The sequence below is a fragment of the uncultured Phyllobacterium sp. genome (assembly GCF_902479695.1).
Taxonomy (GTDB): Bacteria; Pseudomonadota; Alphaproteobacteria; order Rhizobiales; family Rhizobiaceae; genus Phyllobacterium; species Phyllobacterium calauticae.
In genome coordinates, this window is the sequence record NZ_CABSQF010000023.1 from 20552 (window position 1) to 39109 (window position 18558).

The window sequence follows — 18558 nt, forward strand, 5'->3', positions numbered from 1 at the left end:
TGGCTGCATGCCAATCGCGAACGTCGCGGAATGAGGCTCCCTGCAACTCTCAACCTCCCTCATGGTGAGCTTGTCGAACCACGCACAATTTGTCGAGCAGCGCGCGTCTTATCAGATCGCGCCGCTGAACGTGTCGCAGCTGTCGAGCTTGCCGCTGTCGAAGCCGCGCTTGAACCATGAGCTGCGCTGGGCAGAGGTGCCGTGGTTGAAGCTTTCCGGCACCACATAGCCCTGCATCTTGCGCTGCAGGGTGTCGTCGCCGATCTGCTTGGCGGCATTCAGCGCTTCCTCCAGGTCGCCCGCTTCCAGAATACCCTTCTGCTGGGTGAAATGCCCCCAGATACCGGCAAAGCAATCCGCCTGCAGTTCGACCCGAACGGACATGGCATTGGCGTCGGCCTCGCTCATGTTCTGGCGCATCTGGTTGAACTTCGGCAGGACGCCGATCAGGTTCTGCACGTGGTGGCCCACTTCATGGGCAAGCACATAGGCCTGGGCAAAGTCGCCCGACGCGCCGAACTTCTTGTCCAGCTCGTTGTAAAAATTCAGATCGATATAGACCTTGCGGTCGCCCGGGCAATAGAACGGTCCGGTGGCCGCGCTGGCGGAACCGCAGGCCGAACGGGTCTGTCCATTAAACAGCACCAGGGTGGGCGGCGGATACTGCTTGCCCTCCGCCTGGAAAATGCCGCTCCAGACATCCTCGGTCTCGGCCAGAACCGTCTTGACGAACTGGGTCATCTGGTCATTGGCCTGCGCCGTCGGGCGCGAGGCGGGCGACTGGCTCTGGCTTTGTCCCGGCGACGATTGATCCATCATGCCGCCATCCACCAGAATCTGCATCGGATCGATATTGGTGCAGAATTTCAGGAACAGGAAAATGGCCGCAAGGACAAGGATACCGGATATGCCGCCGCCGCGCACGGACTGTATGCCGCCGCCGCTGGGAAAGCGGAAGCCGCCGCCATTGCCCATGCCGCCGGGAATGCCGCCATTGTCACCATCGGTGCGGCGGTCCTCAACATTGTCACTTTGCCTACCGCCTTGCCAGCGCATTACCCACCTCCAGATGAACCCTCGGCCATGCCGCTGATATGTTGCACATCAACAGTATAGCTCCTTATTTGTTCCATGCACGATGCTATTTTCAACTGCTAGTGGTCCGATTCTGACATTTGCTATCCCTCGATACAAGCCATTCAGGCAAATGTCAGAATCAAAGGACCACTAGAAAGTATATAACTCTAGTGGAACTTTGAATTTGACATTCGCATGTTCCGCGTGATGTCAAATGGGATGCGAATGTCAAATTCGTTCCACTAGTGCAATGGATTCCCAATCAATTTTCATGACTGAATAATGCAGGGTGATCCGCCTGTTTCAGACCCGGATAGACATAAAGCACCGCCTCATGCCCGATCTCCACGAAACTGCGGCGAAAAAGCATGGATTTGCGCGTTTTTGGGGTTACGTAATCCGATCGCTTTGCCTATAAGGCAGCCTTAGCCTCGCATTAGGAATTTTGTGTCTGCCCGTACGGTCAAGTCCGTGCGGTTTTTTGTGCAGCACGCTGTTGATAGGAAGAAGCCATGCCAAAACGCACCGACATCAAATCTATTCTGATCATCGGCGCAGGACCGATCATCATCGGTCAGGCATGTGAGTTCGATTATTCCGGCACGCAGGCCTGCAAGGCCCTGAAGGAGGAAGGCTACCGCGTCATCCTCGTCAATTCCAACCCGGCCACCATCATGACCGATCCGGAACTGGCCGATGCCACCTACATCGAGCCGATCACCCCGGAAGTCGTCGCCAAGATCATCGCCAAGGAACGTCCGGACGCCCTGCTGCCGACCATGGGCGGCCAGACTGCGCTGAACACCGCCCTGTCGCTGCGCCGCATGGGCGTGCTCGAACGCTACAATGTCGAAATGATCGGCGCCAATGCCGAAGCCATCGACAAGGCGGAGGACCGCGCGCTGTTCCGCGAGGCGATGGCCAAGATCGGCCTGGAAACACCCAAATCCATGCTGGCCAATGCGACAGACGTGAAAAACCTCGACCGCCGCCTGCACAAGGAGCAGCGCGAAGTCGTCAAGGCCAAATATTCCGGCGCCGAACTTGATGCGGCGCTCGACAAGCTGGAAACCGAATGGCAGCTGGGCGAAGGCGACCGCAAGCAGCGCTACGTCTCGCACGCGCTCGGCATGGCCGGTGCGGCGCTCGACCATGTCGGCCTGCCCGCCATCATCCGCCCCTCCTTCACCATGGGCGGCACCGGCGGCGGCATTGCCTATAACCGCACCGAATTCTACGAGATCATCGGCAGCGGTCTCGATGCCTCGCCGACCACCGAAGTGCTGATCGAGGAATCGGTTCTCGGCTGGAAGGAATATGAAATGGAGGTCGTCCGCGACAAGGCGGACAACTGCATCATCATCTGCTCCATCGAGAACATCGATCCGATGGGCGTCCATACCGGCGATTCGATCACCGTTGCCCCGGCCTTGACCCTGACGGACAAGGAATACCAGATCATGCGCAACGCCTCGATTGCGGTGCTGCGCGAGATCGGCGTCGAGACCGGCGGATCGAACGTGCAGTTCGCCGTCAATCCGGAAAACGGCCGCCTGATCGTCATTGAAATGAACCCGCGCGTCTCGCGCTCCTCGGCGCTGGCCTCCAAGGCAACCGGCTTTCCCATCGCCAAGATCGCGGCCAAGCTCGCCGTCGGCTACACGCTGGACGAGTTGGAAAACGATATCACCGGCGGCGCGACCCCAGCCTCGTTCGAACCGTCCATCGACTATGTCGTGACCAAGATCCCGCGCTTTGCCTTCGAGAAATTCCCCGGCGCCGAGCCGACGCTGACCACGGCGATGAAGTCCGTCGGCGAAGTCATGGCCATTGGCCGCACCTTCAAGGAATCGCTGCAGAAGGCGCTGCGCGGTCTTGAAACCGGCCTCACCGGTCTCGATGAAATCGCCATTCCCGGCCTTGGCGAAGGCAGCGACAACAATGCCATCCGCGCCGCCATCGGCACGCCGACGCCGGACCGCCTGCGCATGGTGGCCCAGGCGCTGCGCCTCGGCCTTTCCGTCGAGGAAGTGCACGAGGGCTGTAAGATCGACCCGTGGTTCCTGCAGCAGATGGCGGAAATCATCGCCACGGAAGAGCGCGTGCGCGAGCACGGCCTGCCGCAGGACGCGCAGAACCTGCGCATGCTGAAGGGCATGGGCTTCTCCGATGCCCGTCTCGCCAGCCTGGCCAAGGTCGACCCCAACGAGGTGGTCAAGCTGCGCAAGAAGCTCGACGTGCATCCCGTTTTCAAGCGCATCGATACCTGCGCGGCCGAGTTCGCCTCGCCGACCGCCTATATGTACTCGACCTATGAAGTGCCCTTCGCCGGCGCCCTCGCCTCGGAAGCCCAGGTTTCGGACCGTAAGAAGGTCGTCATCCTCGGCGGCGGCCCCAACCGTATCGGCCAGGGCATCGAGTTCGATTATTGCTGCTGCCATGCCGCCTTCGCCCTGCGCGATGCCGGCTACGAAGCCATCATGATCAACTGCAACCCCGAGACGGTATCGACGGACTATGACACCTCGGACCGGTTGTACTTCGAGCCGCTGACCGCCGAAGACGTGCTGGAAATCCTGCGCGCCGAACAGACCGCCGGGACACTGCACGGCGTCATCGTCCAGTTCGGCGGCCAGACACCGCTCAAGCTCGCCGATGCGCTGGAGAAAGCCGGAATCCCGATCCTCGGCACCTCGCCGGATGCCATCGATCTGGCTGAGGATCGCGACCGCTTCCAGAAGCTCTTGATCAAGCTCGACCTGACGCAGCCGAAGAACGGTATCGCCTATTCCGTCGAACAGGCCCGCACCATTGCCGGTGAACTCGGCTTCCCGCTGGTTGTGCGTCCGTCCTATGTCCTGGGCGGCCGCGCCATGCAGATCATCCATGACGAGCGCGCCCTGCAGAGCTATCTGCTCGACACGGTTCCCGAGCTCGTACCGGAAGACATCAAGCAGAAATATCCGAACGACAAGACCGGCCAGATCAACACCCTGCTCGGCAAGAACCCGCTCCTGTTCGACCGTTATCTCAGCGAAGCCATCGAAGTCGATGTGGATTGCCTGTGCGACGGCAAGAACACCTGGGTTTGCGGCATCATGGAACATATCGAGGAAGCCGGCATTCACTCGGGCGACAGCGCCTGCTCGCTGCCGGTGCATTCGCTTTCGGCTGACATCGTCGCCCAGCTCGAGGCAGAAACCGCCGCGCTGGCAAAATCCCTCAACGTTGTCGGCCTGATGAACGTGCAGTACGCCATCAAGGACGGCACGATCTATGTGCTTGAAGTCAACCCGCGCGCCTCGCGCACGGTACCCTTCGTTGCCAAGACCATCGGCAAGCCGATCGCCAAGATCGCCGCGCGCATCATGGCGGGCGAAACGCTGGACGAGGCGCTGGCCAATTATGGCGGCAAGCCATCCGGCACCGCGCGCAAGCACATCGCCGTCAAGGAAGCCGTCTTCCCCTTCGCCCGTTTCCCCGGCGTCGACATCCTGCTCGGACCGGAAATGCGCTCGACCGGCGAAGTGATGGGCCTCGACTACGACTATGCGCTGGCCTTTGCCAAGGCGCAGCTCGGCGCCGGCGTCGACCTGCCGCGTGACGGCACCCTGTTCGTCTCGGTGCGCGACGAGGACAAGCAGCGCATTCTTGCGCCGGTCAAGCGGCTGGCGGATCTCGGCTTCAAGGTCCTGGCGACCGGCGGCACGGCGCGTTTCCTCGCGGAAAACGGCGTTGCCGCGCAGAAGATCAACAAGGTCCAGGAAGGCCGTCCGCATGTCGAGGACGCCATCCGCAACCGGCAGGTGCAGCTGGTGTTCAACACCACCGACAGCGCCAAGGCGATCTCGGACTCAAAATCGCTGCGCCGCGCCACGCTGATGCAGAAGGTGCCTTACTACACCACCCTGTCGGGTGCCGATGCGGTGGCCGAAGCCATTGCGGCGCTCAAGGCAGGCTCGCTCGAAGTGCGCCCGCTGCAGGATTATTTCTGACAATTGCTCCGGTCGCGGCCCATGCCCTGACCGGATTTTCCCTCGCTCAGTTGGGCGTTCCCTCAGGATCGCCCTTCTGCAGTGCCTGCAGATAATCCTCGAGCCGGTCGAGGCTCTCGTCCCAGAAACGCCGGTAATGGTCGAGCCAGTCCGACACTTCGCGCAACGGCCCGGCTTCCAGGCGGCAGGGGCGCCACTGCGCCGCGCGGCCGCGGGCAATCAGCCCGGCCCGCTCCAGAACCTTCAGATGCTTTGAAACCGCAGGCATGCTCATATCGAACGGCGCCGCCAGTTCGGTGACGGAGGTTTCACCTTCGGCAAGCCGCGCCAGAATGGCGCGCCGCGTCGGATCGGCGAGCGCGGCCAGAATGCCACTGAGACGGTCAGGCGTCATATTTTTTACATTACCATTGGGTTAAATAACTAAATAGTTTAATATTGCAAAGCCCGGGCCTTGTCAAGATTCGGCACGCCGATGGTAACGGCAGCAAAGAGCGGAAACCAGACCCGCCGGAGCTTGGACAAAATGACCTGCATCCGCGATTGACCTCAACTTAAGTTGAGGTTTTATAAGCTTCACTCCGCCCGGAATCCATCCACTCAGGAGCACGCATGTTGACCGATATCGAACGACTTACAGACGCACAGTTTCTCCGGCTGTTTCAGGCAAAACGGTTTCTTGTGACAGGCGCGACGGGCAATGTCGGCCGGCACGTCGTCAATGAACTGCTGGAAAACGGCTATCTCGTGCGGGCGCTCACCCGCGATGCGCAGCGCGCCAATCTGCCTGCCAGCGTCGAGGTGGTCGAGGGCGACCTGACGCGGCCGGAAACATTCGAACGGGCGCTTGCCGGCGTGGCCGGCATGCATCTCATCACCATCGGCGGCGACGATTACACGCCTCTCGACAACGGCGCCGAGATTGTCCAGCTGGCGCGCTGGGAGGGCGTGCAGCGCATCAGCGTGCTCAGCGACGGGCGGGCCGGAAGCGTCGAGGAGGCCGTCAGGACGAGCGATCTGGAATGGACCATCCTGCAGCCCGTCGATCTCATGTCCAACACGCTTGGCTGGATCAAGAGCATCAAGTCGGCCAATATCGTGCGCGAGCCCTATGGCAGCACGGCAAGAACCCTCATCCACGAGGCGGATGTGGCAGCGGTCGCCGCCCGGATTCTCAGCCATGGCGGCCACGCCCGCAAGACCCTCAAGCTGACGGGCTGCGAAGTCCTGACCATACCGGACAAGATCAAGGCGATCAGCGCGGTGACGGGCAAGCCGATCCGCTATGTCGAGGTGAGCGAGGAGCACACGCGGCAATCCATGCGTGAACTCGGCATCGGCGAAGACGTCATCGACTATGTGGTGGCGTGGAACAGCAATCCGCCGCCGGAAGGGCGTGCCGTCACCGGAAGCGTCCAGCAGGTCATCGGCCGCCCGCCCCGCCGCTTCATCCACTGGGTCAAGGAGCATGCCCCGCTGTTCATGTGAGGCAATGGCAAGGCTGCATGTTATTTGGCGCGTGTGTGGTGCGTGGTTCGACAAGCTCACCATGAGGGAGGTGGTTTGGTGCAAGGCCAATCTGATACGTCGCAGAACTGGTTCCCTGCAATCTGCCCAAGTCCCTCATGGTGAGCTTGTCGAACCACGCACCACAAATGGCGCAGCGGCAAGGCGCCTAGACGCCGCTCAGCCCTTCCGCTTCCATGCCGTGGCCACTGGGATCGCTGACAAAGTGCAGCACCTTGGAAAAGACGTGGTTGCTCATGTCCTCGCGCCCGATATGCACCACGGTGGACTTGGCCAGCTTGTCGCGCAGCACGGCCATCACCCGGTCATGTGCGCCCGCTTCCATGGCATCCAGCGCCTCGTCGATGACCACCCAGTCCGGCTTGTGCAGCATCAGGCGGGCAAAGGCCAGGGATTGCTGCTCGTCGTCGCTCAGTTCGCGGTCCCAGCGCGAGCGGAAGTCGAGCATGGTCTTGAGGCGGTCAAGGCCCAGCTCATGCAGCGCTGAAATGAGCTCGCTGTCGGGGAAGGCCCCCTTCCCAAGCGGATAGGACATGACCTCCCGCAGGCTGCCCGGCGGAAAATAGGGCGAGCGCGGCATATAGAGGATCGCCGTGTCTTTCGGCAGGGCAATATTGCCGGCACCCCATGGCCACAGACCGGCAATCGCACGGAAAAGCAACGTCCTGTCGATGCCGGGTTCGCTGGTGATCAGCACCCGTTCGCCCGCATTGACGACCGCCTTTTTCTCCTTCAGGCGCACGGTTGCCAGCGGCGCCGTGATCTTGAGCGTATCGAAAACAAGCTGGTTGCTTTCCGACTGGGAGAACTTGATGCGCTGCTCGACGCTGTTCAGCGTGTCCATCGACTGGACCGCCTGCCGGAATGACGTCACGCGCAAGAGCGTGGCGCGCCAGTCGGCAATGGCGCTGAAATTGTCGACGAACCATTTGAGCGATGCCTGGACCTGATTAAAAGCGCCGACGGCGATGATCAGACCGCCGAATGACAGGTTACCGGCAAAATACACGGGCGCGGCCACCAGATAGGGGGCGACCTGCGTGAACCAGCCATAGCCGGAGGTCACCCATACGAGCTGCGTCCAGGCCGTTACCAGCTGGCGGATCGCGGCGAGCAGCGAATCGACATCCAGGCCAAGCCGGACCTTTTCATCCTGTTCGCCCCGGTAGAGGGCAATCGCATCGATATGCTCGTTGACGCGCATCAGCGAAAAGCGCAGGTCGGATTCACGCTGGTAGCGATCCGCATTGAGCTTGATCAGCTTGCGCCCGACAAACCAGCTGATGGACGAAGCGGAACCCGCATAGAGGATGGCCGCCCACACCATGTAGCCCGGAATGGAAAAACTGTGGCCGTAGACGTTGAAGATGAAGCCGCTGGACAGGCCCCAGAGCACGCCGATGAAGCTCATCATCAAAATGGAGGCCTGCAACAGGCCGAAACCGAGGTCGGTCGACATTTCGGCGAGATGGCGCGCATCCTCGTGCAGACGCTGATCGGGATTGACGCCGATCGGCCCGGAATTCGACAGTTTGAAGGCCCGCCGGGGAACCAGCCACTCGCCGATGAGGTCGCGGGTCAGACCTTCGCGCAGTTTCATGCGGGTCATCTGATTGAACCAGGTCTGCCCGACGGCCAGAATCAACAGGCAGATCGCAATGCCCAGAAAAACCAGCAGTTCGTTGAGAAACGCGGGGAAATCGCGATGGGAAAGCGCGTCGAGAAAGCGCCCGTTCCATTGCACGAGACGAACCTGGCCGGCGGAGGTGATGATGATGATGGCAAACATGCTGAGCAGCAGCAGGACAAGCCGGTTGCGGACGGGTGATATCCAGTAGACATGCAAGATAACGCGGAGCTGAGAAAGCAGGCCCGCCTGTACTTCGCCGGCAACGGCGATGGCGGACGTCTTGCTCTGTTTGTCTTCCGCCATGAGCTAGCCCCCGTGGACGACCGTGATTCGGCCTCTCCACTTTATCATTGTTGGTTGGATTGCACCGGATAAAGCGCCGGATTTACCCAAGGGAAGTAAGGCTGAATTCCGCCCGGTCAAGGGCGGGCGCGTGACGGGCCCATGCGGCCGATTTGAATCCCGCTTGTTTCGGCTCCGATTCTGTCTTATGTATCCCGCATCGATTTATCGGTCGAGTGACTTTGCGACCTGCGTAACCCGTTGCGCTTCCTGATGAACTCCATTGCATAGGTTCGATTCCCTGGGCAGCATAGCTGTATGTTGCCTGTCTTATATCTCTGAAAGGAATTTCCCATGGCTACGGGAACAGTGAAATGGTTCAACAGCACTAAGGGCTATGGTTTCATCCAGCCTGACACCGGCGGTGCAGACGTATTCGTACACATCTCCGCTGTTGAGCGCGCAGGACTGCGCGGCCTCAATGACGGCCAGAAGGTCAACTACGAAATCGTACAGGATCGTCGTTCGGGCAAGTCGTCCGCTGACAACCTCAGCGTTGCCGGCTAATCGCCGCACGCGAAAATCGACAGGTTTTCGAATATACAAATTTGGAAAGGCGGGATTTTGATCCCGCCTTTTTGCATTTCCGGGCTGGCTCAGACGATATCGCTTTCGGAGTAATCAGCCACCAGTTGCAGCATGGCGCGCAAACCGACGATGAGGCCGCTTTCATCGACCAGGAATAGATCGGAGTGGTTGGCCGGCGCTTCCCGCGGGTCCCGCCCCTTGCCCGTGATCCCGACCCTGAAGAAAAAGCCGGGAACGGCCTGCGCGAAATAGGAGAAGTCTTCGCCGCCCATGCTGCGCTCGATCAGCTTCGTGTTGTCTATCCCGGCAACACGGGCAAGCGTCGGCGCCATTTTGGTTGTCAGTTCCGGGTTGTTGATGACAGGCGGATAGCCGTTCGCCTCCCAGATAACCTCTGCCTCACCACCCATTCCCTTGGCGACCAGCGTCGCCAGTTCGGTGAAGCGCTCCATCATACGTTGGCGTTGCCGCTCGGCCGAGGTGCGCAGCGTGCCTGCCAGTTCCACCTTGGCAGGGATGATGTTGTAGCGTGTCCCGCCTTTGAACACGCCGACGCTGAGAACCGCCGGCTCGCGCACGACGTCGGTTTCACGGCTGACCAGCGTCTGCATGGACGACACGATTTCCGATGCGATGACGATGGGATCAACACCATTCCAGGGAGCCCCGGCATGCGTCTGCTTGCCTTTTACCGTCAGCCGAAAAGCATCGGACCCTGCAGTGACAGGACCGGAACAATAACCAACCATTCCGGTAGCAAGATTGCTGCCGACATGCAGGCCAAACACGACATCGGGTTTCGGATCAGCGAAAGCGCCCTCTTCCAGCATCTTTCGAGCGCCGCCGACCTCACCCCTGGGCAGTTTCTCCTCGGCAGGCTGGAACAGAAGCTTTACCGTTCCCTTGAGATGCGCCTTGTTCTGCACGAGGATTTCAGCGGCGGCCATCAGGATGGCCACGTGGCAATCATGACCGCAGGCATGCATGACTGGCACGTCATCACCATCCCAGATTGCCCGCGCCTTGGATGCAAACGACACATCGGTCTTTTCTTCGACAGGCAGGGCGTCCATATCGGCACGCAGGGCAATGACCGGACCTGCCCCCGCCTCACCTTTCAAAACCGCAACAATACCGGTGGTGGCGACCTTCTCCCGGACGTCATAGCCAAGCGCCTTGAGGTGCTGTGCCACAAGCGCCGAGGTGCGGACCTCCTGGTTGCCCAGTTCCGGATTTTCATGGATATCGCGCCGCCACGCAATCATCCGCTCTTCGATGTCGTGCGCCTGCATATCGAAGACGCCATGTATCTTTCGAGCCGGGGCGGGCTCAATGTTCAATGCGGCGTGAAGTGGCGAGACGCCCAGCGCGAACAATCCGCAACAGGCACAGAGGGTCTTGAGGAACTGACGGCGCTCAAGCACGTCATCAATGGCTTCGGCTACAAATCGCTGGGGTGAAGAAGACTTTGCGGGCATGAACAATTTCATGGCAATCAACCTTCGTGCTGAAAATGAGAGGCAATAAAAATTCGTTTCAAATGCAATAAAACAGGATGGTACCCCAACCTGCGGCGCTGTCAAGAACGGAGCCTGGTCATTGGCAGAATGAAACCGTGCCCCTGCAACCGTTCGTTCAGGATATTCACCGCACACAATCGGCAAGCTCGGATCGAGCCTGCCGATTGTGAATCTCGGCGTCCTCAGCCGATCTCGACAACCACCTTGCCGAACGGTCCGCGGTCCAGATGATCGAGCGCGTCGGTAAAATCCGCCATGGTGTAAACGGCATCGATGACGGGGGTGGCACCCGACAGTTCGAACGCGGCAACCAGATCCTCCAATGCCCGCCGGTGCCCGACCTGAATACCCTCGACGACCACGCGCTTGCGGGCAAACGGGCCAAAGCCGCCGGATATCTCAAAACCGTCGATCACCCCGATCAGCGAAATGCGTCCGCCGACCGCCGCCGCGCGCAGGGATTTGTCGAGATGGGCGCCGCCGATCGTCTCAAGGATGTGGTCGGCACCGTGATCGCCGGTCAGCCGGTAGACGGCTTCGACCCAATCCTCCTTCTGGCGGTTGATCCCATGATGGGCACCGAGTTCCCTGGCCCAGGCGAGTTTCTTGTCGTCGCCGGAGACAACGATAACCTCTGCCCCATGCATCAGCGCAATCTGCATGCCGAAGATCGACACGCCGCCGGTTCCGATGACGACGACGGTCTGCCCGGCCCTGAGCCTGCCGCGTTCGACCAGGGCGGTCCAGGCGGTGAGGCCGGCGCAGGGCAGCGTGCTGGACTGGAGACCGGTCAGCGTATCCGGCGCCCGAACCGCCCAGTCCTCGTGCAGCACGACATATTCGGCCAGAACCCCCTGCATCGGCCCGCCAAGGGTGCGGCCATTGGGATCGCGCGCCGTGCCGGGACCATTGCCATCGATCCAGTCGGGCAGGAAAGTCGAGATGACGCGGTCGCCCGCGGCAAAGCGCGTCACACCGGCGCCGACCGCCGCAACCGTGCCGGACAGATCCGACAGCGGCGTGAGCGGTTCCGTCTGGGGCGCCGGCAATCCAAAACCGAGATCGACCAGCAGCTTGTCGCGGTAATTGAGGGAAGCCGCCGCGGCCTTGACCAGGATTTCACCGGGCCCCGGCATTGGCACCTCGGCCTCGACCAGTTTGAGATTGTCGCGTCCGGCCCCATTCAGCGTCCAGCGTTTCATCGTCTTCGTCATCATCTCTGTCCTTGCAGGCCCCGCCAGCCGGGGTGAGAACAGCGTTTTATATGATCGTGACACGATGCAGTTGCGCCCATTCTACCCATTATTGTATCGTTCTATTCTACAATGGAGCGAAGAATGGACCGGCTTGCAGGTATTCAGGAGTTTGTCACGGTGGTGGATGCCGGCGGATTTTCCGCCGCTGCGCAAAAACTGCACCTGTCGCGCTCGGCCGTCGGCAAGGCGGTCGCCCGGCTGGAGGAACGGCTTGGCGTGCGTCTCTGCCATCGCACCACGCGGGCGTTCACGCTGACGAGCGACGGCAACGCCTTCTACGCGCATTGCGTGCGCATTCTGGCGGAACTCGACATGGCGGAAGGTGCCTTGGCCTCCGACAGGGAACAACCGGCTGGCCGCCTGCGCATCAGCGTTCCCGTGATATTCGGCCGTTATTGCGTGGCGCCCGTCATCGCCGCCCTCTCCCGCCAATACGCGGCGTTGCGCTTCGACGTGTCTTTCACCGACCGGCCGGTGGACCTGATCGAGGAGAGCTATGACCTCGTTGTCCGCAACGCGGTCCTGCCCGACAGCGCCGTCCTCACCGCCCGCCGCATCGCACGCCAGCGCATGACCATCTGTGCAGCGCCGTCCTATCTCGCCGCGCGCGGAACCCCGCGCACCATCGAGGATATCGCCGAGCACGACTCCGTCGTCTATGGCCGCGACGGCAACACCCGGCCCTGGCTTTTCCCCGATGGCAAGGGCGGTACCTATGCGGCCCCGGCCCGCACCCGGCTGATCCTCGATGATCTGGATACCGCCGCCGATATGGCGGTCGCTGGCATGGGGCTCGCCTGGCTGCCCTGCTGGCTCATTCGCGAACGGGTGCACAGCGGCAGTCTTGTCCGGGTTCTGCCCGACGTCGACCCGCTGGTTTTCGATACCCATGCCGTCTGGCCGCGGGCGCCCTTCATGCCGGCGCGCATGCGCGTGCTCATCGACGCCCTCGCCTCCCGCCTGCCCGGCATGACCGGCACAGGCGGCGAAATCAAATCAGCCGCCTGACGCCTCCGGCAGCCAGGTGATCGGCACATGGCCCTCGTCACCGGCAACCCGGCTCAGCCATTTCGCCACGGACGGATAGGCCGAGAGATCATAGCCGCCCTGGTTGGCCTCGTGGGTATAGGCATAGAGCGCGATATCGGCGATGCTGATGGCGTCACCGGCGAAATAGGGTGTCTTCTGCAGTTGCTGTTCCATGACGAGCAGCGCCTTGTTGCCGCCTTCCAGCGTTGCCGCCAGCCGTTCCGGCGTCGCATCCTTCGCCCGCTCGGGATAGACAAGCAGGGCGCGGCGCACCGCGATATTGGGCTCGTGCGTATATTGCTCGAAGAACAGCCATTGATACATCAGGCCGCGCGCATAGGCATCATCGGGGATGAACCGGGTTCCCTCGGCCAGATAGAGCAGGATGGCATTGGACTCCGCCAGGAACCGGCCATCGTCCAGCTCCAGCAGCGGCACCTTGCCATTGGGGTTCTTGGCGGTGAATTCCGGTTTTCGCGTCGATCCGTCCGTCGATGAAATGGCCACATGCTCGAACGGCAGGCCGAGCTTCGCCATCAGCAGGCGCGGCTTGTAGCAATTTCCGGAGCTGAGCTGTGAGTAAAGTATCGGCATGGCTGGTCTCCTGTGGCGGGCGAATATCGCCGCTGGTGTCCGGTCTCATCGGTTTGCGTGAAACATCGCATGAACGGCGGTGATGCTTTGAATGTTTCATGTCACACCCTGCATAGAAACAGCGCGATGTGAAGCCTTTTGCACACGCTTTTGCTTGCGATTCCGCGCCTGTTGCGACATAGCAGACCCGCACACCGGCTACCCCTTGTCAAACACCCGCTTCAGGAGAACGATACCATGGCATTCCTCGCCGACGCCCTTTCCCGTGTGAAGGTTTCCGCAACGATTGCGATTACCCAGAAAGCACGCGATCTGAAAGCCGAGGGCCGGGATGTGATCTCGCTCTCCGTTGGCGAACCGGATTTTGATACGCCCGATAACATCAAGGAAGCCGCCATTGCCGCCATCCGCCGCGGCGAAACCAAATATACCCCGGTTTCCGGCATCGTGCCGCTGCGCGAGGCGATCACCCGCAAGTTCAAGCGTGAGAATGAGCTCGAATACAAGCCGAGCCAGACCATCGTTTCCACGGGCGGCAAGCACGTCATCTACAACGCGCTGCTCGCCACGCTGAACCCCGGCGACGAAGTCATCTGCGTTGCGCCGTACTGGGTGAGTTACCCGGAAATGGTGGCGCTGTGCGGGGGCACCCCGGTTATCGTCTCGGCCACGCAGCAGCATGAATTCAAGCTGCAGCCGGAAGATCTGGAACGCGCCATCACACCGAAGACCAAGTGGGTCATTCTCAATTCGCCGTCCAATCCTTCGGGTGCCGCCTACAGCTGGGATGAGCTGAAGAAGATCACCGACGTTCTCGTCCGTCATCCGCATGTCTGGGTTCTCACCGACGACATGTACGAGCACCTGACCTATGGCGACTTCAAGTTCGTCACCCCGGCACAGGTCGAGCCGAGCCTTTATGACCGTACGCTGACCATGAACGGCGTGTCGAAAGCCTATGCCATGACCGGCTGGCGCATCGGCTACGCCGCCGGACCGCAGGCGCTGATCAACGCCATGGACATGGTGCAGGGCCAGCAGACATCCGGCACCAGTGCCATTTCGCAGTGGGCCGCCGTCGAGGCACTGGATGGAACGCAGGAACACCTGCCGGTGTTCAAGAAGGCGTTCGAAGGCCGCCGCGATCTCATCGTTTCCATGCTGAACCAGGCACCGCTGCTGCAGTGCCCCAAGCCGGAAGGCGCCTTCTACGTCTACCCGTCCTGCGCAGCCGCCATCGGCAAGACAGCACCGTCGGGCAAGGTGATCGAAACCGACGAGGATTTCGTCAGCGAACTGCTGTCGAGCGAAGCCGTTGCCGCCGTGCATGGCTCGGCGTTCGGCCTTGGACCGAACCTGCGCATTTCCTATGCGACGTCGGATGCCAAGCTCGAGGAAGCCGGCAAGCGCATCCAGCGCTTCTGCGCCAGCCTGCGCTGACCGCACAACCGGATTGAAGACAAAAAGGGGCCCATCGGCCCCTTTTTCTTTGCGGCAAAGGCTTCACGGCTTTGTGTTGATCGTTCTTGCACGGAAATGGCATATTTCCACCGCAACGCCGCAGAGATGAAAGAACAGTTATGGCCGCCATTCACCGCAAGCCCGCCTGGGCGATAGCCGAAGCCCTGGCAACCCCGGAAGCGGCATTCCTCAACCGGCGGTCGATCCTGCAGGCCTGGGGCCTTGGTGCGCTGGCAACCGCTGCGCTCACGGCACTGCCAAAGGCAGCGCGCGCAGCGGCGGAGCATAAACCCGCCGGCAATCCGGCGCTGTATCCCGCCAAGCGCAATGACGCCTATACGCTCGACCGCAGCCTGACCCCGGAAGAGATCAACGCGACATACAACAATTTCTACGAATTCGGATCGGACAAGGGCATTTATGCGGAAGCGCAGAGCCTCATCACCAATCCCTGGGCGATCGACATCGATGGCATGGTGGAAAAACCTTTCACCATCGAATTCGCCGATCTTGAAGCGAAAATCCCGCTTGAAGAGCGTCTCTACCGGCACCGCTGCGTCGAGGCATGGTCGATGACCATTCCATGGACCGGCTTTTCGCTGGCCAAACTGGTTGAGATGGCAAAGCCGCTCGCCTCGGCCAAATATATCCGGTTTGAAACCTTCAACGATCCGTCCATGGCCAGCGGCCAGAACGGCTTTCTCTATACATGGCCCTATGTGGAGGGCGTCACCATGGCGGAAGCGGCCAATGAGCTCGCCTTCCTGGTGACGGGCGCCTATGGCAAGCCGCTGCTCAACCAGTTCGGCGCGCCGATCCGCCTCGCCCTCCCGTGGAAATACGGGTTCAAATCGATCAAGTCGATCCGCAGGATCACCTTCACCGACAAGCGGCCGGTGAGCTTCTGGGAAGAACTGGCGTCGAACGAGTACGGTTTCTGGGCCAACGTCAATCCGGCGGTGGCACATCCGCGCTGGAGCCAGGCGCAGGAGCGCGTGCTGCACACGGGTGAAACCGTGCCGACACTGTTGTTCAATGGCTATGGCGATCAGGTCGCGTCCCTCTACACGGGGCTCGAAAACGAAACGCTCTATCGCTGATTTTTTGGAAACATACCCCAGAAAAGAAAAGAGGCCGGACAATTGCCCGGCCTTAAGTTTTGAAGGATGCCATTTCTGGCAAAACCTCCAGAGGGGAACACTAGCGGATGCGCAATGGGAGGAGGAGACGCATCGGCTAGTGATGTGGATATGGGCCCTTTAACCGTTTCTTGCAATCCCCCAATTGTGCAATGCACCCATGCACCAAATGCATACCGACAATTTATCGGCATTTTTGAAATGAGAGCGCGTGTTTGCGGTGCAATCCGGCAAGATCATGCTCCGAACCGGCCCGCTTACGAAAGAAAATTTTTTCGCAAAAATGCGAAAACAACCGATCAATAGGACCAGGTACGCGCCTTCGAGAAAAGGAAATCCCGAAACACGTGCAATTTCGCCGCGTTCTTGATTCCCTCGGGATAACAGAAGAACGTATCGAAGGATGGCAGCTCCATCTCCGGCAGCAGGCGCACGAGGGTCGAATCTTTCTCGACCATGTAATCGGGAAGCACGCCGAGGCCGACACCCTTCTGGATGGCGCGCTTGATCGACAGGAGGTTATTGATCTGCAGAACGGCTGGCCGCAGATTGCCGTCGGACCGGCCGATCCCTTCCAGCCAGTTGAGGTTGGTGAGGTAAGACGGTGCCGGCTCGCCAAAGCTGACGATGCGATGGGAATCGATCTCATCGATGTTTTCGATCTTGCCATATTTGGCGATGTAGCCCGGCGAGGCGTAGACGTGCATATGCACCGTGAACAGCCGCCGCTGGATCAGATCTGGCTGCTGCGGCTGGCGCAGGCGGATCGCACAATCCGCGTGGCGCATCGTCAGATCCAGCTCCTCGTTGTCGAGCAGCAGCTGCAGCTGCACTTCCGGATAGAGTTCGATGAATTCCTGCACGCGCTCGATCAGCCAGCCGGAACCGAGACCGACGGTGGTGGTGACGCGCAGCTTGCCCGACGGGCGGTCCTTGCTTTCGGTGAGGCGCGAGCGGACGTTTTCCAGCTTCATCAGCACTTCATGCGCCGTGCGGTACAGCACCTCGCCCTGCTCGGTCAGGATAAGGCCGCGCGCATGCCGGTGAAACAGGGGAACGCCGACATCCTGCTCCAATGCGCTCACCTGGCGGGAGATGGCCGATTGCGACAGATGCAGCGTCTCGGCGGCATGGGTGAATGACCCAGCCTCCGCCGCAGCATGGAATATTCGCAATTTGTCCCAGTCAAGCGACATGGCGCAGTCTCTCCCCCGTTCCGGTTCCGCATATCGCAACCGGCCTTATCTCAAACGCCGTTATTCGGCAGCCTGGCGCACCGGTTCCTGTGCCGCCAGCCAGCGTTCGGCCTCAAGGGCCGCCATGCAGCCCATTCCGGCCGCTGTCACGGCCTGACGATAGATATCGTCGGTGACATCGCCGGCGGCGAAAACACCGGGAACATCGGTCGCCGTCGAATCCGCAGCGGTCCACAGATAGCCATTCGGCTTATGCTTGAGTTTCCCCTTGAACAGTTCAACTGCCGGCGCATGCCCGATGGCGACAAAAACACCATGCGTTGCAAGGTCCGTCGTCTCGCCTGTCTTGATATTCTTCAGGCGCACGCCGGAAACCGATGCTGCCATAGGCGGCTTTGCCTCCGAACCCGTGATTTCGTCGATAACGTTGTCCCAGACGACTTTGACATTTTCGCGGGCAAACAGGCGGTCCTGCAGAATTTTTTCCGCACGGAAATGATCGCGGCGATGCACGACCGTGACGGACTTTGCCAGATTGGCAAGATAAAGCGCTTCCTCGACGGCCGTATTGCCGCCGCCGACAACGACGACATCCTTGTTGCGGTAGAAGAAACCGTCGCATGTGGCACAGGCGGAAACGCCGAAGCCCATGAAGGCCTGTTCGGTCGGGATTCCAAGCCATTTCGCCTGCGCACCCGTCGCGATGATCAGCGCATCGCAGGTGTACTGCGTGCCGCCATCACCGACGAGGCGGAACGGCCGGACGGAAATGTCCACTTCCGTGATGATATCGTGAATGATCTCGGCGCCGACATGTTCGGCCTGAATGCGCATCTGGTCCATCATCCATGGCCCCTGCACCGGATCGGCATAGCCCGGATAGTTCTCGACATCCGTGGTGATCATCAGCTGGCCGCCCTGCTGCAGACCGGCAACGATCACAGGTTTCAGGTTGGCGCGGGCCGCATAGATGGCTGCGGTATAGCCGGCAGGACCGGAACCGATAATGAGGACGGGCACGTGGCGCTGTGACATATCAAGACCTATAAACAGATGTTCAGCCAGAACGGGTTGGGAGCAGACTTATGATCATTTCCAATGCCATAAGGTAGTGGGTCAGCCCCCTCCGTTGCAAGGTCTGCGCGTGATATAGGCCGGTTAGCCACAGCTTGTACGCGGTGTTTTGCCGTTTGGCGCGCATTGTGGCGCCTGACGGAACCGGTTATGAAACATTCCCATGTCTCTCTTCCCGTTCTGAGGTCCG

General features: G+C 60.6%; 15 protein-coding genes. 7 read left to right on the top strand and 8 right to left on the bottom strand.

Annotated elements, in window-relative coordinates:
• Positions 1-111: 111 nt before the first annotated feature.
• The gene (locus tag RDL77_RS14930; RefSeq protein WP_288193553.1) at positions 112-1056 is read right to left on the bottom strand and encodes a neutral zinc metallopeptidase; all 945 of its coding nucleotides are present in this window, start codon (positions 1054-1056) and stop codon (positions 112-114) included.
• 533 nt (positions 1057-1589) lie between these two features.
• Here RDL77_RS14930 and carB point away from each other — a divergent pair.
• Positions 1590-5072 carry a carbamoyl-phosphate synthase large subunit gene (carB, locus tag RDL77_RS14935; protein WP_223612627.1) on the top strand — a complete coding sequence of 1161 codons (3483 nt, stop codon included), beginning with the start codon at positions 1590-1592 and terminating at the stop codon, positions 5070-5072.
• A 46-nt stretch (positions 5073-5118) separates the two neighbouring features.
• Here carB and RDL77_RS14940 read toward each other — a convergent pair whose 3' ends face one another.
• The gene (locus RDL77_RS14940) at positions 5119-5466 is read right to left on the bottom strand and encodes a helix-turn-helix transcriptional regulator (RefSeq protein ID WP_223612626.1); all 348 of its coding nucleotides are present in this window, start codon (positions 5464-5466) and stop codon (positions 5119-5121) included.
• 218 nt (positions 5467-5684) lie between these two features.
• Between RDL77_RS14940 and RDL77_RS14945 the strand changes: the two genes are divergently transcribed.
• On the top strand, positions 5685-6560 hold the full coding sequence (locus RDL77_RS14945; protein ID WP_288193555.1) for an NAD(P)H-binding protein: 876 nt from the start codon (positions 5685-5687) through the stop codon (positions 6558-6560).
• A 187-nt stretch (positions 6561-6747) separates the two neighbouring features.
• Here the strand turns inward: RDL77_RS14945 and RDL77_RS14950 are convergent, their stop codons facing one another.
• Positions 6748-8532, bottom strand: a complete 1785-nt coding sequence (locus tag RDL77_RS14950; protein ID WP_288193556.1) for an ABC transporter ATP-binding protein/permease — start codon at positions 8530-8532, stop codon at positions 6748-6750.
• A 333-nt stretch (positions 8533-8865) separates the two neighbouring features.
• Here RDL77_RS14950 and RDL77_RS14955 point away from each other — a divergent pair, with 333 nt between their 5' ends.
• The gene (locus RDL77_RS14955) at positions 8866-9078 is read left to right on the top strand and encodes a cold-shock protein (protein WP_027233379.1); all 213 of its coding nucleotides are present in this window, start codon (positions 8866-8868) and stop codon (positions 9076-9078) included.
• A gap of 89 nt (positions 9079-9167) precedes the next feature.
• Here the strand turns inward: RDL77_RS14955 and RDL77_RS14960 are convergent, their stop codons facing one another.
• Entirely contained in the window at positions 9168-10391 is a 1224-nt protein-coding gene (locus RDL77_RS14960; RefSeq protein ID WP_288193560.1) for an amidohydrolase, read from the bottom strand.
• A gap of 12 nt (positions 10392-10403) precedes the next feature.
• On the opposite strand from RDL77_RS14960, the gene RDL77_RS14965 reads away from it, so the two are divergent.
• Positions 10404-10559: a hypothetical protein gene (locus RDL77_RS14965; RefSeq protein WP_288193562.1), complete on the top strand. Its 156-nt coding sequence runs from the start codon at positions 10404-10406 to the stop codon at positions 10557-10559.
• A gap of 242 nt (positions 10560-10801) precedes the next feature.
• Here RDL77_RS14965 and RDL77_RS14970 read toward each other — a convergent pair whose 3' ends face one another.
• Positions 10802-11833, bottom strand: coding sequence for an NAD(P)-dependent alcohol dehydrogenase (locus tag RDL77_RS14970; RefSeq protein WP_288193563.1), 1032 nt, complete (start codon positions 11831-11833; stop codon positions 10802-10804).
• A 123-nt stretch (positions 11834-11956) separates the two neighbouring features.
• On the opposite strand from RDL77_RS14970, the gene RDL77_RS14975 reads away from it, so the two are divergent.
• On the top strand, positions 11957-12883 hold the full coding sequence (locus RDL77_RS14975) for a LysR family transcriptional regulator (RefSeq protein WP_288193564.1): 927 nt from the start codon (positions 11957-11959) through the stop codon (positions 12881-12883).
• Here the strand turns inward: RDL77_RS14975 and RDL77_RS14980 are convergent.
• Positions 12872-13498, bottom strand: a complete 627-nt coding sequence (locus RDL77_RS14980) for a glutathione S-transferase family protein (RefSeq protein WP_288193565.1) — start codon at positions 13496-13498, stop codon at positions 12872-12874. The genes RDL77_RS14975 and RDL77_RS14980 overlap by 12 nt on opposite strands.
• A gap of 237 nt (positions 13499-13735) precedes the next feature.
• On the opposite strand from RDL77_RS14980, the gene RDL77_RS14985 reads away from it, so the two are divergent.
• Both RDL77_RS14985 and msrP read left to right on the top strand, forming a co-directional pair.
• Positions 13736-14938 carry a pyridoxal phosphate-dependent aminotransferase gene (locus tag RDL77_RS14985; protein WP_288193566.1) on the top strand — a complete coding sequence of 401 codons (1203 nt, stop codon included), beginning with the start codon at positions 13736-13738 and terminating at the stop codon, positions 14936-14938.
• A gap of 140 nt (positions 14939-15078) precedes the next feature.
• A complete protein-coding gene (gene msrP, locus RDL77_RS14990) occupies positions 15079-16059 on the top strand; it encodes a protein-methionine-sulfoxide reductase catalytic subunit MsrP (protein WP_288193568.1) in 981 nt (326 codons plus the stop codon).
• Between the two features lie 338 nt (positions 16060-16397).
• Here msrP and RDL77_RS14995 read toward each other — a convergent pair whose 3' ends face one another.
• Both RDL77_RS14995 and trxB read right to left on the bottom strand, forming a co-directional pair.
• Entirely contained in the window at positions 16398-17294 is an 897-nt protein-coding gene (locus tag RDL77_RS14995; RefSeq protein ID WP_105732078.1) for a LysR family transcriptional regulator, read from the bottom strand.
• A gap of 60 nt (positions 17295-17354) precedes the next feature.
• Entirely contained in the window at positions 17355-18329 is a 975-nt protein-coding gene (gene trxB / locus RDL77_RS15000; protein ID WP_288193571.1) for a thioredoxin-disulfide reductase, read from the bottom strand.
• Positions 18330-18558 lie beyond the last annotated feature (229 nt).

Bases quoted from the DNA above. Each gene is read 5' to 3' on its own strand.
- RDL77_RS14970 (WP_288193563.1), bottom strand. From the start codon at position 11,833: ATGACGAAGACGATGAAACGCTGGACGCTGAATGGGGCCGGACGCGAC.
- RDL77_RS14960 (WP_288193560.1), bottom strand. From the start codon at position 10,391: ATGCAGGCGCACGACATCGAAGAGCGGATGATTGCGTGGCGGCGCGAT.
- RDL77_RS14950 (WP_288193556.1), bottom strand. From the start codon at position 8,532: ATGGCGGAAGACAAACAGAGCAAGACGTCCGCCATCGCCGTTGCCGGC.
- carB (WP_223612627.1), top strand. From the start codon at position 1,590: ATGCCAAAACGCACCGACATCAAATCTATTCTGATCATCGGCGCAGGA.
- RDL77_RS14945 (WP_288193555.1), top strand. From the start codon at position 5,685: ATGTTGACCGATATCGAACGACTTACAGACGCACAGTTTCTCCGGCTG.
- RDL77_RS14985 (WP_288193566.1), top strand. From the start codon at position 13,736: ATGGCATTCCTCGCCGACGCCCTTTCCCGTGTGAAGGTTTCCGCAACG.
- RDL77_RS14965 (WP_288193562.1), top strand. From the start codon at position 10,404: ATGTATCTTTCGAGCCGGGGCGGGCTCAATGTTCAATGCGGCGTGAAG.
- msrP (WP_288193568.1), top strand. From the start codon at position 15,079: ATGGCCGCCATTCACCGCAAGCCCGCCTGGGCGATAGCCGAAGCCCTG.
- RDL77_RS14995 (WP_105732078.1), bottom strand. From the start codon at position 17,294: ATGTCGCTTGACTGGGACAAATTGCGAATATTCCATGCTGCGGCGGAG.
- RDL77_RS14940 (WP_223612626.1), bottom strand. From the start codon at position 5,466: ATGACGCCTGACCGTCTCAGTGGCATTCTGGCCGCGCTCGCCGATCCG.
- trxB (WP_288193571.1), bottom strand. From the start codon at position 18,329: ATGTCACAGCGCCACGTGCCCGTCCTCATTATCGGTTCCGGTCCTGCC.
- RDL77_RS14980 (WP_288193565.1), bottom strand. From the start codon at position 13,498: ATGCCGATACTTTACTCACAGCTCAGCTCCGGAAATTGCTACAAGCCG.
- RDL77_RS14955 (WP_027233379.1), top strand. From the start codon at position 8,866: ATGGCTACGGGAACAGTGAAATGGTTCAACAGCACTAAGGGCTATGGT.
- RDL77_RS14930 (WP_288193553.1), bottom strand. From the start codon at position 1,056: ATGCGCTGGCAAGGCGGTAGGCAAAGTGACAATGTTGAGGACCGCCGC.
- RDL77_RS14975 (WP_288193564.1), top strand. From the start codon at position 11,957: ATGGACCGGCTTGCAGGTATTCAGGAGTTTGTCACGGTGGTGGATGCC.